Annotated in this window: 15 protein-coding genes, 1 tRNA gene and 1 pseudogene; 13 read left to right on the top strand and 4 right to left on the bottom strand. The window is 43.4% G+C overall.

Features of this window, described 5'->3' with window-relative positions; genetic code table 11:
* Window positions 1-36 precede the first annotated feature (36 nt).
* Window positions 37-1107, top strand: a complete 1071-nt coding sequence (locus tag FTU00_RS00835) for an AraC family transcriptional regulator (RefSeq protein WP_034170209.1) — start codon at window positions 37-39, stop codon at window positions 1105-1107.
* Between the two features lie 72 nt (window positions 1108-1179).
* Here the strand turns inward: FTU00_RS00835 and FTU00_RS00830 are convergent, their stop codons facing one another.
* Window positions 1180-1425, bottom strand: a complete 246-nt coding sequence (locus FTU00_RS00830; RefSeq protein WP_180178908.1) for a hypothetical protein — start codon at window positions 1423-1425, stop codon at window positions 1180-1182.
* Window positions 1426-1510: 85 nt separating this feature from the next.
* Entirely contained in the window at window positions 1511-2608 is a 1098-nt protein-coding gene (locus FTU00_RS00825; protein WP_180178907.1) for a DNA/RNA non-specific endonuclease, read from the bottom strand.
* A gap of 266 nt (window positions 2609-2874) precedes the next feature.
* Between FTU00_RS00825 and FTU00_RS00820 the strand changes: the two genes are divergently transcribed.
* Window positions 2875-3432 (top strand): hypothetical protein, encoded by a 558-nt coding sequence (locus tag FTU00_RS00820; RefSeq protein WP_180178906.1) that lies wholly within the window; start codon window positions 2875-2877, stop codon window positions 3430-3432.
* Between the two features lie 67 nt (window positions 3433-3499).
* Here FTU00_RS00820 and FTU00_RS00815 read toward each other — a convergent pair whose 3' ends face one another.
* Window positions 3500-5380, bottom strand: a complete 1881-nt coding sequence (locus FTU00_RS00815) for a potassium transporter Kup (protein ID WP_034170213.1) — start codon at window positions 5378-5380, stop codon at window positions 3500-3502.
* 121 nt (window positions 5381-5501) lie between these two features.
* On the opposite strand from FTU00_RS00815, the gene FTU00_RS00810 reads away from it, so the two are divergent.
* From FTU00_RS00810 to FTU00_RS00765, 11 genes and pseudogenes are all read left to right on the top strand, one after another.
* Window positions 5502-5592: transfer RNA gene (locus tag FTU00_RS00810), tRNA-Ser, on the top strand.
* 211 nt (window positions 5593-5803) lie between these two features.
* Complete coding sequence (locus FTU00_RS00805) at window positions 5804-7093, top strand: integrase arm-type DNA-binding domain-containing protein (protein ID WP_180178905.1); 1290 nt, start codon at window positions 5804-5806, stop codon at window positions 7091-7093.
* A gap of 32 nt (window positions 7094-7125) precedes the next feature.
* Window positions 7126-8166, top strand: coding sequence for a hypothetical protein (locus FTU00_RS00800; protein WP_180159197.1), 1041 nt, complete (start codon window positions 7126-7128; stop codon window positions 8164-8166).
* Window positions 8167-8290: 124 nt separating this feature from the next.
* The gene (locus tag FTU00_RS00795; RefSeq protein ID WP_125278581.1) at window positions 8291-8578 is read left to right on the top strand and encodes an AlpA family transcriptional regulator; all 288 of its coding nucleotides are present in this window, start codon (window positions 8291-8293) and stop codon (window positions 8576-8578) included.
* 2 nt (window positions 8579-8580) lie between these two features.
* Window positions 8581-9276, top strand: a complete 696-nt coding sequence (locus FTU00_RS00790; protein WP_180025205.1) for a phage antirepressor KilAC domain-containing protein — start codon at window positions 8581-8583, stop codon at window positions 9274-9276.
* Window positions 9273-9587: pseudogene (locus FTU00_RS15645) on the top strand (hypothetical protein). The gene FTU00_RS00790 and the pseudogene FTU00_RS15645 overlap by 4 nt, the downstream one beginning before the upstream one ends.
* On the top strand, window positions 9584-10141 hold the full coding sequence (locus FTU00_RS00785) for a hypothetical protein (protein ID WP_180178904.1): 558 nt from the start codon (window positions 9584-9586) through the stop codon (window positions 10139-10141). The pseudogene FTU00_RS15645 and the gene FTU00_RS00785 overlap by 4 nt, the downstream one beginning before the upstream one ends.
* Entirely contained in the window at window positions 10134-10310 is a 177-nt protein-coding gene (locus FTU00_RS00780) for a hypothetical protein (RefSeq protein WP_180178903.1), read from the top strand. The genes FTU00_RS00785 and FTU00_RS00780 overlap by 8 nt, the downstream gene beginning before the upstream one ends.
* On the top strand, window positions 10300-11094 hold the full coding sequence (locus FTU00_RS00775) for a helix-turn-helix domain-containing protein (RefSeq protein ID WP_180178902.1): 795 nt from the start codon (window positions 10300-10302) through the stop codon (window positions 11092-11094). The genes FTU00_RS00780 and FTU00_RS00775 overlap by 11 nt, the downstream gene beginning before the upstream one ends.
* Entirely contained in the window at window positions 11091-12458 is a 1368-nt protein-coding gene (locus FTU00_RS00770) for a replicative DNA helicase (RefSeq protein WP_180178901.1), read from the top strand. The genes FTU00_RS00775 and FTU00_RS00770 overlap by 4 nt, the downstream gene beginning before the upstream one ends.
* The gene (locus FTU00_RS00765; protein WP_180178900.1) at window positions 12455-12829 is read left to right on the top strand and encodes a hypothetical protein; all 375 of its coding nucleotides are present in this window, start codon (window positions 12455-12457) and stop codon (window positions 12827-12829) included. Before FTU00_RS00770 ends, FTU00_RS00765 begins: the two co-directional genes overlap by 4 nt.
* A gap of 89 nt (window positions 12830-12918) precedes the next feature.
* On the opposite strand, the gene FTU00_RS00760 is transcribed toward FTU00_RS00765, so the two are convergent.
* On the bottom strand, window positions 12919-13350 hold the full coding sequence (locus FTU00_RS00760) for a hypothetical protein (protein ID WP_180178899.1): 432 nt from the start codon (window positions 13348-13350) through the stop codon (window positions 12919-12921).
* Window positions 13351-13363 lie beyond the last annotated feature (13 nt).

Raw genomic sequence — 13363 nt, 5'->3', positions numbered from 1 at the left:
CATTGACAAAAAACGACAGAACAAAAGAATTAAAAAATGCACGTTCCCCAAGATTATGTCGGTTCGGTATATGGTGGTTTAGGACATTTGCTTTTGGACTATTACCAGCTCAAACAACTGGACATCCCCAAGAAATTGTTTGCGATCCAGAACCTGGAGCGTTTTGATTATATTCTCTGGCGCGATCTGCTCAGCCAGCTGGACCAGGAGTTGCAGCGGCCGGCACTCGGCCTGGAAATCGCGCAACTGGTGCAGGCCAAACATCTGGGTATTATTGGCTATCTGGCATTATCCAGTGAAACGCTGGGCGAAGCCTTTATGCGTTATCATGACTATCATCGCCTGATCTATGATGGCAGTCCTTTACAGGTCAGTCTGGATCGAGATTACCTGTCCATTTCCTGGAGCGAGATTCCGTTTAAAGTGAGTACGCAACTCACAGATGAGATTGCTATCGCGCTCATGACAGAATTTATTCGCTCAAGCATTCTTGACCAGCATCAACTGCATCTGCATGAAGTCCATTTTCAACATCCGGTCAATAAAAATATTGCGGTCTATGAACAGTATTTCCGCTGCAAGGTCCGTTTTGGTCAGGCCAGAAACCAGGTACTGATTCCTGTGAGTGAAATGTCTACGCCTTTAAAGAAAGGCGATCAGACCTTACAGAAATTACTGATGCAACAGGCAGAAGCGGTGCTGGAAAAACTCCCGAACTCCACCCAGATTGATCAACGCTTGCAACAGGCGATTCTGGTGGGTCTGCAGAAAAATATGTTCCAGATTGAACATATCGCCAAACAGATGAATTTTTCTGTACGTCAGCTACAACGTTACCTGCAAAAACAGGGCCAGACCTATCAGCAGCGTATGCAGGAAATCCGCTGCATGATGGCCATGCAATATCTGAAAGATCCTCATCTGAGTCTGCAGGAAATCAGCATGCTGCTTGGCTATTCTGAGCAGAGCGCATTTCAGCGTGCCTTCAAGCAGTGGACGGCTCAGACCCCACAACAATGGCGCTCAGAATACCTGGAAACCCAGGTGCAGGAAAAATTTCTGGACTATCCTGCTACTGCAGAGATTAATGTCCCATATCAGATTTAAAAATTTGAATAAAATAAAAAAGCTCCTCATCAAAGGAGCTTTTTTCTAGCCAGAATAGTGATTAAGAAATTTCTATAAAAATGGATTTTCAATTTCATCTGCATCATTGCGTTCAATTTTTTCTGGCAGATCCGGTATTTCTTCGAGCTGCTGCACAATATCATTTAACAGTGCCTGCAAGACTTTGGCTGCCTTGAGACCAGCCTGGTCTTTGGTAATTTGCAGATTGCCATACAGACTGACACAGTCCAGATCATTCTCAACTGTCAGATCATGAATCGCATGCGATTCGGTTCCATTTTCAAATGCTTTAAACATTAATTTCTACTCTGTTTTATTATTTTTACTCACCTGTCTTCAGCATGCTACCTGAAGCCTGCTTTTTACAGCAAGCTCCTTTTCACTATTTCAGCAGCTGCAGGATGTATTGCAATAAGGCCTCAATCAGCTGTTTAACAATCGTGTCCTGGGTATCATGATCGATCCCGCTCTTATTGACTGATGAGCTGGTATTGCTTGTACTGGCCGAACTTGAAGCCGACGGTTTGAACTCACGCTGCAGTTTTTCTAGATCTTCTTTCGGCACATCTTCAGCACACTGGCTTTCTGCATCCCAGTTGGAATAGGCAATTTTCTGGTTGGCCTTCACAGCATTTGCAGTCAGTGGCAGATGATAGGTATTGCGTTTCTGTTCTTCAGTTAACTGAGGAAACAGGTTAATGCCAAGCTGCTCTTCCAGATAGCAGACACTGACAATGCGAACCTTGAGCGAATTATCATTAGGTGCATAGTAGGCACCAATGGCACCAGTTTTCGGCATGTAGATCGCTTTATACACGGCAGTTGGTACAATTACACCTTTGCCAATAGTTTTCAGCTTTTTGGCAGCAAAGACCGGGCCAGTAATCACATACACGTCCTGCTTCTGCTTGGTCACAATTGCTCGGGTCGCTTCTTCCAGCTCGCGCCAGACCTGCTGATTGTTCTTTGGTGCCTGCGGGACCATATTGGCCAGCGAGAAACTGTCAGACTGTGCAGCTTTATTTGGCATATCCGCATTTGGCGCCATATGGCCTCGGTCATAGCCTGAACCCCGGTAGTCAGCCAAAGTCGCACGATGAGCAGCATTTAGTCGTGTTTCTTCATGGAAGTTGTCTTCACGTGGAATTTTCTGGCTCAGACGCTTCGGTGTTAAGGCCTCCGCCACCCAAAGTGGCGTTTTGGACACCCCAGAATAACCCACATTAAAGCCATTAAAACACAGTGAATAACTGTCTTTTTTCAGGCTGTCTTTCATTAAGTAAGGCGGGATGTCCCGGTAAAACTGTTCCAGACAGCTCGAATTCGATGTAGACGGCAGAGAAATCCACTGACTGATTTTTTCCTGGCCAAACGCAATCGCGAAACTCCCGGAAGCGACCATTGCCAGGATCACTTTCACGCTATTTTCATTAAAAAACTGAAAAACTGAATTCTTCGACTTACGCTGCTTCTTTGCCATGCTACACGTGCTTTTAAGATCAAAATCGGGGGTTTTGCGAGCTTAACAAGCCATGTATATGAAGTATATCTTACCCTCTTTATTTGCCTAATAATTACACAATCTACCCCTATATTCTTAAATCTTGTAACAAAGTGTCGTTTTTTTAGTGAGCTTTCAGCGCGGTTTTTTAACCTTTAAGTAGCTTTGATTGTGACCTCTTCTTGAGTGTGCAAAGCTATTTGACTACTCAAATTACGTACAATTATTAGCAATGGAGTTAATTTATGAATTCCAAACTATCTAAGTTATTAGGTCTCGGAATATTTACAAGTGTGATCAGTGCCGGCGCATTCGCTGAGCCTCCTGTACAAGCGGGTGAAACACTTGAAAGCTTGTCTAAAGCTAAAATTAGTACCACTGTAAATGGTCAGCAAGCCTCACTGGAAAGCCTGGTGAATTCTGGACAGATCCGTCTGGTAAACCAGCCAATGTCTGCACCCGCTCAGCCAGGCCAGCAGCCACAACAATCAATGCCAAATCAGCCAATGCCAACACCAGGCATGCCTGATGCACCTGTTGCACAACCAGAAATGCCGGATACCAATCCAGCTCCAGCCAATCTTGAGTCTGAACCAGCAGCGCCTGCTACAGAACAGGAAATGACTATGGGTGAAGCTGTAGAGCAACCAGTTCTTGAAGAACAGCAAGCTGCTGCACCTGAAGCAGCTGCGATGACTGAGCAAACTGAAATTGCAGTAGAAGCTGAAGCTGATCCTGCGGTAGATGCACCTTTAAACGCCGCCCCTGAAATGCCGGTTGAGACAGAAGCAACAGAACAATAATTTGTTATAAAGCTTTCTAAATTCTCTCCCCTAAAAAAACCAGAGCCTAGCTCTGGTTTTTTTATTTTTACATCTCGATCTGGCTACCCAGCTCCACTACCCGGTTGGTCGGAATCTGGTAGAAGTCGCTAACCGGACTGGTATTACGCTGCATGGAAACAAACAGTTTTTCCCGCCAGGGTGCCATTCCCTCTCCCACCGTATGCATAATCCGTTCCCGGGAGATAAAGAAACTGATCTGCATCAGGTCATATTCAAAGCCCCATTCTGCATACGCATGCTGCAATGCTTCCGGAATATTAGGCTGATCCTTAAACCCGTAATACATTGTCACTCGATAAAAATGCTCACTGAGTTTTTCCAGTTTAATCCGTTCTTCATCGCCTACAAAAGGAATATCTCGGGTAATAACCGTCACTAGAATATTGCGCTCATGTAGCACCTTGTTGTGCTTGATATTGTGCAACATCGCATGCGGCACAATGGTCGGGGTTCCGGTCAGGAAAATCGCTTCACCCGGCACAAACTTGGTGCCTCCCCCAATTGAGATACTCTTAATAAACAGGTCAATTGGTAGCGCATCTTTTTCCAGACGGTTCAAGACCAGTGCACGACCATCTTTCCAGGTCATCAGAATCGTAAATAATGCCGCCCCGAGCAGGATCGGCACCCAGCCACCTGAGGCAATTTTTAAAGAAGTTGAGGCTACAAAAACTAGATCCAGCATCAGGAATGGTGTGGCAAATAACACTACTTTCCAGATTGGCCAGCGCCAGAAACCATAAGCCAGAATGCTGATTAAAATGGTACCACACAGCATAGTCATGGTGACTGCGACCCCATAAGCACTCGCTAAGCGGGCACTATTTTCAAAGAGTAAAATCAGAATCACCACAGAAATAAACAGCATCCAGTTAATGAAGGGCAGATAAATCTGACCACGCTCTTCGGCTGAGGTATGTTTTACGCTCAGGCGTGGCAAATAACGCAGTTGAATGGCCTGATTCACCATAGAGAACACCCCGGTAATGACGGCCTGTGAGGCGATCACGGCAGCTGCCGTTGCCAGACCAATCATTGGATATAGGCTCCATTCCGGAAGCAGCATATAGAAAGGATTTTCCAGTGCTTCAGGACGGCGCAGCAACAACGCGCCCTGCCCAGCATAATTTAGTAACAGACAGGGCAACACAATAATAAACCAGGCCAGACGAATCGGCAGGCGACCAAAGTGCCCCATATCCGCATAAATGGCTTCACCACCAGTCATGGTCAGAATCACGGCGCCCATGGTCAAGAAGGCTACAAAAGGCTGATCGACCACAAAATGATAGGCCCAGTATGGATTCACCATGGCCAGTACTGTCGGGGTCTGGATAATACTCCACAAACCGAAACCACCAATTGACAGGAACCACAGTAAAGTCAACGGACCAAAAAATTTGCCCATGGTTCCAGTGCCATGACGTTGTACCAGAAAGAGTCCCGCAATAATCCCGATCGATAAAGGCTCTAACCATTGATTAAACACAGGTGTGGCAATACTCAGCCCTTCAACCGCAGATAACACAGAAATTGCCGGGGTAATGATCCCGTCACCAAAAAACAGCGATGCCCCAATAAAGCCGAGCGCAATCAGGTAAATTTTCTTGTCATCAGAAATGCGTGTGGTTCGCAAGTTGAGAGCCAGCAAGGACATGATCCCGCCCTCACCGTTGTTATCGGCACGCATGATAATAGTGACGTATTTGAAGCTCACCGTCAGCATGATGCACCAGAAGATCAAGGACAAAATGCCCAACACCGAAGCTTCACTAATGGCAAGGTGCGACGTTAGGAAACATTGGCGTAGTGCATACAATGGACTGGTTCCAATATCTCCAAAAACAACCCCAAGCGCAGCCAGCGTAATTACCGGGAGAGCTGCTTTCTGTGCAGTGCTTTGCATATATCGTCTTCGTTTTTAACAAGCATTTTTGCGAATCATAGCATTGCGCTCAAAGTTTTTCCGCAAATCAATTGTTTCAAGCTTGGCAGACTGGCTTTTTTTCTATATCATCCACGGCCATGGTGAGGTGTCCGAGTGGCTGAAGGAGCACGCCTGGAAAGTGTGTATACGTTTATAGCGTATCGAGGGTTCGAATCCCTCTCTCACCGCCAAATTCGACTTTTACGGTAGTTTACCGTAGTGCAAAAGGCTTGATCCTAAAGGGGTTAAGCCTTTTTTTATGCCCGATGCACTACGGGGAATAACGGTAGTATACCGACAACTTTGTCGGTATATTTGTCGGTATAAATCCAAATCAGCTAAGTTTTGACCACAAACTTTCCAAAAGTGCTGATTTTATACCGACAACCAGGAGAAATCAGGATGGCAAAACAGTCTAATAAACTGACTGCTAAACAGGTTAAAAATCTTAGCTTTGATGTAAATGGTGTAAAGAAGCAAAGACACCCTGACGGCGGTGGACTGTATTTATTGATTGATGAAACAGAAGCAAAATATTGGCGCATGGATTACCGCCGGCCAGTAACTCAAAAATATAACACCCTAGCAATTGGCACCTATCCAACAGTTAGCCTTGAGCAAGCAAGATCTAAACGTGATGAATTTAAGAAGATGCTGTTAGATGGCATCGATCCAGCTGAGCAACGTAATAATAAGAAACGTGAGCGACTTCAAACCTTAGAGAATACTTTCAGTAAATTTGCTGCAGAATGGCTAGAGATCCGTAGACATGAGGGAAAGGTAGACCACGAAACAATTCGCAAACTGAATAAAGATATATTGCCGTTTATTGGAAAGTTACCGGTTGCAGAGTTGACCACTGAACAGCTGGAACGTGATGTAACCGATGCTCTGGTAGAACGTGGTGCCCTTGAATCAGCTCGGCGTGTTAAATCAATTATAAACATGGTGCTGAAGCTTCCATTGAAGCGCAGGCTCATTACGTACAACCCTGCCCCGGATATCATTCTTCCCCAGCCAACTAAAGGCAATCATAACGCTGTGACGGATGAAAAGGAGTTGGCAGATCTATTGCGTAAAACATGGCGTTTAACCAAAGACTTTCCACGTACCAGGATCAGAACCGAGTTAGCGATAAAGCTATCAGCATATATCTACCAGCGCCCTGGGGAAGTCAGAACCCTACTTTGGGAATCGGTAGACTTTGAAAATAGATGCCTGTCCTTTGCAGCAAGTAAAACCAATCAAGACCACATCGTACCGTTATCAATTCAAGCGTATGACATTCTCAAAGAACTTGAAGAATTGCGGACCACTTCAAAATACGTTTTTCCAAGTATCAAAACTTCATCTGAATGCATGAGCACAGACACCCTTACCCAGGTATTAAAACGATTGGGTTTTAAAGGGAAACATACAGCTCATGGATTCCGGGCAACGGCGCGAACACTCCTGGATGAAGAAATCGAATATAGAACCGATATTGTAGAGCACCAGCTCGCTCATAAGGTTAAAGACCCTAATGGCACAGCATATAACCGAACCAAGTTTTTACGCCGTCGACGCGAAATGATGCAGCTCTGGGCAGATTATCTCGACACACTTCGTCAAGGTGGGGATGTGTCTAAGTTCAAGCCAAACAACGATAGTGAAAATTTAATTCACTTTAAACCTAATACCAAGATGGCATAGCTCTGCTGCGTTTTCTAAAAGGATAAATGGCCATGAGTAATATTAAAGATATTAAAAATCCAGCTCCTTTCTATACATTGAAAGATGCAGCGAAAGAGTTAAACCGTGCCTTGGAAGTTGATTACTATGATGCCAAGAAGCTATTGAATATGGCCTTGGTATATGACCTGCGACTCTACATTTTTGTAAGAGGCTGGGAAGGTTATGCAGCCTACGGCGAAGAAATGTCAGAAGCCTGGGAAGAGTATGCAGATGTAGATAAACATGGGGGGTATACACAGCTGCATTTCGATATGGATGCCACATTAGAGGCCATTATTACGGCAAGACTTAATTTAGCTTTACGTGAAGGATGTCTGCTTGAGGCACAACTAGAATTAATTAATGAATTAATTTTAAGAAAAAATATTATTGCTGATGGCAGCTTAGGTATCTTTTTCAGCAATATTCTAGATATTCAGGATTCTTTTACAGGAAATCCCAAAAACCTTTTTTTAGAAGTCTTTAAACAACGGCCTTCTCATGAACTGATACACGAGCTCGGTAAATGTACACTTTCTGCAGATGTTATTGCTTCTGTAGAAAACATTAATATTGCTTGGATTCAGCTTTTAAAGGAAAACAGGTTTTTTCACCATAATGCTGTCACACCTCCCCCTGTAATCGATACTACAATTGAAAAAGAAGGAGAGCCTGCTGTTTTCCAAGCAATATCTAGAACAGATCTTCTAATAACCCATTATCAACTTTCTAGAATTATTGAAGGCTCTTTAACACTTAGAGGTAGAAAAGTTGAAACGATTGAAACTTTAATTGAAAAACAAGTTCAAAAGCCCCGAGGAAAAAGCCTCGCCAAAGAACACGCACAATTAGCAGCTAGGACTATAGCTAATTATCTATGGAATCAAGATACAGATAAGAAAATCAAAATTAAAGAAATGGCTATCACAGTTTATGCTGAGCTACACCGGACTGAGCATCACACTCAATTACCAGATCAATCAATATCATTAAAAAAGTGGATTGAAGATATTGCTCCTGAATATGCTAGAGAGCCTGGAAGAACCAAATAGAAATATATATCAAGTGAAACTTAATATAGATCAAGTGGAACTTTCCATCTATTAACATATAAGAACCAACAACATACTACCTCTAACGCCGTTGCAGTACGGCACATAGTTAGAGGTTTTTTTCATGTCTACTCAACAAAAAACTACGGCGCCAAAAGGCTTTTATCGCATGTCACAACTTGCAACTACGGCTGCACGTAAAGAACGCAAGTACATCGCTAAAGACGGAACAACTCGGATTATCAAAGCACGTCCTGAACGTCAGGGTCTGCTCCCGATGGGTGAAACAACTATCTGGGACAAAGTGCGCACTGGTGACTTCCCTACCCCAATTAAGCTAACCGAACGCATCACCGCATGGCGTATTGAAGATATTGAAGCATGGATGGCTTCTAAAGGGTTGGAGGCTTAATTATGAATACTTCCATCACTTCTTTTTTGCCATCACAACAAATGCTTAGTTCAGATATTTCAGCTATTACTAACATCCGCTTAGATTCTGTCAAAAGAACAATCGAACGTTTAGCTGAACGGCGTGTCATTACTTTACCACCAACGGTGGAAAAGCCTACAGCCGGGCGTACAAGCACTGAATATGTGTTTACTGGAGAGCAAGGAAAGCTTGATTCAATCACTGTAGTTGCGCAACTTTCTCCTGAATTTACCGCAGCCATTGTAAAGCGTTGGTACGAGCTTGAGCAGCAGACTCCAGCATTTGATATCAGCAATCCTCAGCATCTCCTACAAGCGATTGAAGTCCAGGCAAAACAGAATCTACAGCTAACGTCAGAGAACCAGGTGCTAACCAAGGCAATCGAAACTATTACCCATACTGAGCATGGAGTAAAGTTCCAGCAAGCATGTAAAATTTTGAATGTAAAGCAGCAAGAACTAGCCGAATGGCTTCGGAAACATAATTGGGATAGGTATCTAAACAATGCCAGGGCTTCAACTTATTACAGTGAAAACCGCGGCTACTGTGAAACTAAATACTCACTTAAAGAAGGCGTAAAACCCTCCGGCCAATCATATAGCTATACACAGACTGAGTTCTTCATATTGCCAAAAGGTATGCAGATCCTAGCTAAAAGGTTTGGGGAGCGGCCATGAATTTTCAAAATATTTTCTGTTTAAGGCTTCTCAAATTAAAAATGATCGGCTATATTGATCGTGTTCGGTGCAAAATCATCGAATTAGCTTTGGTCGGCTATGAATACACAAGCGCATACAGTCCGCTACGGGCTTTTTTTATGCGTAAAATCTCTATGCTTCTGCATCTCTATGGTGAAGCTGGAGAGGGACATCTTCGGATGTGCAGGTCTCTTGTGTACCTGTCGACCAACCCTTTTCAGCTTTGCCACCCTCACTTGGTCGTGACTGGTAAAGCTCCTAAACAAACACAAGGAGCGCATTCATCATGAACGCTAAAGTACAAATTCAATTTCCAGAACAATCAATTCCTTTTTACAGTGTCGCTGATATTATCAGTGCCTATTCACTTGCATCTGAAGCTGCCACACAACTTCGAACTTTGGCTAACCAGATCAACAAAGCAACGGCTTTCGTTAAAGCATTTGTAGAAAAAAATGATAGAGCCGACTCCTCTGCTTTTGCTGAACTAGAAAATCTAATCATAATTTCCCAGCAGCTTGCTAACAGCCAGGCAGATACCTATAGCCTTGAGCTTAAGAGACATCAACAAGAACCCGATGATCACTACAACGCGGGTGATCTGCACGATGCATATTCATTAGCTTATGAAACCACATCCTGGCTTGAGACCATGTTCTATCAAGTTAAAGATGAAGTGGAAGTAGTCAAAGAGGCCATTAAGCAAAATACTCATGGCGCCGTCTTTGCAACTCTTGAACGCTTAATTCATATTGCTGCCTACTGGGCAGAAAGTCATAGCAATACATTCGACATTGAACGCGAAAAGTATGAAGCAGAATGGGAGGCTACTAAAAATGGATAAGCCTTCTATCTCCTCAGAAAAAATCAAAATACAGCCAGAGCCAACTGTTAATCAGCCAACACTGCCTCCATCAGCTGCATATGTTGAATCAGTACGCATTACTCCTGAACGTCTTTGGAATACGGTACTGAAAAATGACCATCAGCAAGGAGGGCGTAGTGAGCATTGATGCAACACGCTGGGCTTGGACTGCTCCGGTAAATAATTCATCACAACGTCTCGTTCTGCTTTCGTTAGCAGATCGAGCTGGTGAAGAACATACGGCTTGGCCAAGCATAGATCGCCTGGCCAAAGATACCGTGCTGGACAAAAAAACAGTTCAAAAAGTTATTTTAGAGTTAATCAACTTGGGCCTAGTTGAAGATACAGGTGAACGCACGGGACCTACCAGACGTGTTCGCGTTCTTAAGCTCAACGGCGTGAAGGGTCGCGAGGACCATACCCAAAATTTAGATGATGCCAATACACCCAAAAACGGGAACATTAAACAATCCCAAAAACGGAATGATTCCAAAAATGGGAATGATCCCGAAAATGGTGCTTTGAATAACCCCAAAAACGGGATGTTGAATGATCCCAAAAACGGGGTGCAGAATCTATCAGGGAATCTACCAATGAATCTCTCTCAAGAGCATGACTGGATTCCTGATGTGGATCAGTTGATAACAAAGATAAAGATGGCAGGTCATGGCAACAATATAGACCTAATCTTTGGCCTACCTAGCTTTGAATTCGAGCTGAGTGCATTCAACTCTTATTTTGATAACAGCGGACTATCTGACAGTAAAAAACTTCATAAGTTCACGGCTTGGATCGTAGACAAGTTTGAACGCTACAAAAAGCAGAATCCTGAATATGGCATTCAGTCTCCGACCGGACAGCAAGCTAATACTGCTCAACCATTTCTTAATTTACCGACTAAGCCTAAGAGCCTATTAGGAGGTCCTCAATGAATACACCTATTCATAATCTACAAATTGAACAAGCTGTACTTGCAGCGCTGATGACTGTTTCAAATTCGTATAGCCAAGTTGAAAATCTACTGACCGAGGAAGATTTCCACGCTACACGCCACAAACTAATTTTTCAGGCCATAGTAGATCTTGATTCTAAAAATTCACCATATGACGCCGTATTGGTTAACCAGTGGTTAGAAATGCGTAACTATTCTGAAGCTGCCGGTGGTGAGCAATACATCATGCAAATTTTAGGTGATGCCCCTTCCAGCTTTTATAACCTGGTGTCTTATGCTGAAAAATTGAAGGATCTTACGACATGCAGGCAAGTTGAAGCTGAAGCCATGAAGGTGATTAATCATGCTCGGAACTTAACTGTGAGCCGTGGTGAGCTAGTCCAGAATGCACAAACTGCTTTTGCAGATCTGAATACTGAATCTGGAAGTGAATCACTCTTTCATATTCATGATGCTGCATCCAATACATTTCTTGAGATACACCGTAAGATTGAAGCTGCAATTGCTGGCAATTCGATGATTAAAGGAATCCAGACTGGTATCTATGACCTGGACAAAAAACTAGGCGATGTTGAACCTGGTTGCCTAATGGTGGTGGCTGCACGACCTGCAATGGGTAAGACGACTATGCTTCAGCTCATTGCAAATAATGTAGCAGTCATACAGAAAAAGCCTGCTTTAATCATGTCTGGAGAAATGCCTAAAGAACAGATCGCTATGCGTCTCTGTTGCGCGATTGCACCAGCAGATATTGGAGTAGTACGCAATTCCCCTCATCTGCTACCTAAAGAGGAATTTACAGCATATACAAACGCCGTTGTGATGCTTCAAAAGGTACCAATGCAGATCAATGACACCTCACGACCATCTATTGCCAATATCCGAGAGTCTATTCGTAAAGTAAAACATCAGTATGGCTCTGTCGGCGTGGTCCTTGTTGATTACCTTCAGATAATGAAGACAACAAAACAGTTCGCCCGGGAAGATTTAAAGATTGCTTATTTTACCGGTGAGCTAAAAGCCATGGCCAAAGAGTTTGATTGCGTCATCGTTCTTTTATCTCAGCTCAATCGTGAGTTAGAGAAACGACCAAATAAAAGACCTATGATGTCGGATCTGCGTGAATCAGGTGCAATCGAACAGGATGCTGACCAAATTATTTTCTTATATCGGGATGAAGTTTATAACAAGGAATCTCAATACCGGGGTATTGCTGAAGCTATTGTAGGAAAGAACCGCCACGGCGAAGCTGGTACAGCATACATGCATGCTCAATTGAAGTACTGCCAATTCACCAATCTAGATCATGATGCGCTTAATCAAATTCAGGGGAATACAATATGATGTTTATTCAAGGTGATCGCGTAGATTCTACAGCATCAGGTAAATCATTGACCGAAAGATTCAAAAACTTAAGAACTAAAAAAAAGGTAAAGGAGTTCATCGTTAAACGCCGTGGCTATAAACGTCCAGACTTCAATCGCATGATCTTGGATCTGAGTCGTTTAGGTTGGACACACGAAAAGATTGCATTTGTCTTACCAGTGTCTGGGGCGTCTACTGTGTCTGAATGGGCACGTGGTAGCGTACCTAACTATGAAAATGGTGAAGCACTTATTGAGCTGTGGCGAGCTGAAACAGGTGTTAGTCGTGAACCTCGTGAAGGAGAATGGGGAACGTATCAATATAAGATTGGACAGTTAGATCTTTTATAAAGTTAATTGTTCTTATTTTCAGGCTGTTTATACAAAACAGCCTCAATCAAAATTATGTATCAGTGATTTGCTCTCTACTTATCAAAGCATCATTTCAGGGAAAACTTCATCGGCTGAAAATCATCAATATGAACTTTTTTAGCTTTCAATAAATCCTCTCTTTTACCATCTACGAGTAAGACGGCGCGCCTAACCTGAACTGTCCAGGTACGATCTGCTCCGCACATTGTTTCAGATTCAAGAAAAACATTTCCAAATGCTTTACCTTGAAGGTTTTGTATATCGCCGTAGGTTATTACATTCTCAGAAGTCCCCTGCACTCTGCCGGATTTGTCCTTTGCCACCAGGTCTAAATACAGTTTGTCATAGGTCCCAAGAAAATCATGGATCGTCACATCCACCACGGCGGAACAGATCCCTGAGTTCACATAGCTGGTCTTGGAATGCTGAAGTGTAATTGGGGTAGCCAAAGCCACTGAGCTTATAAGACTCATTAGAGAGAACGCTATTATCTTCTTCATGATGTGAAATTCC

The sequence above is a fragment of the Acinetobacter sp. YH12041 genome (assembly GCF_013419975.1).
Lineage (GTDB): Bacteria > Pseudomonadota > Gammaproteobacteria > Pseudomonadales > Moraxellaceae > Acinetobacter.
This window is presented reverse-complemented; position numbering and strand designations above follow the sequence as displayed.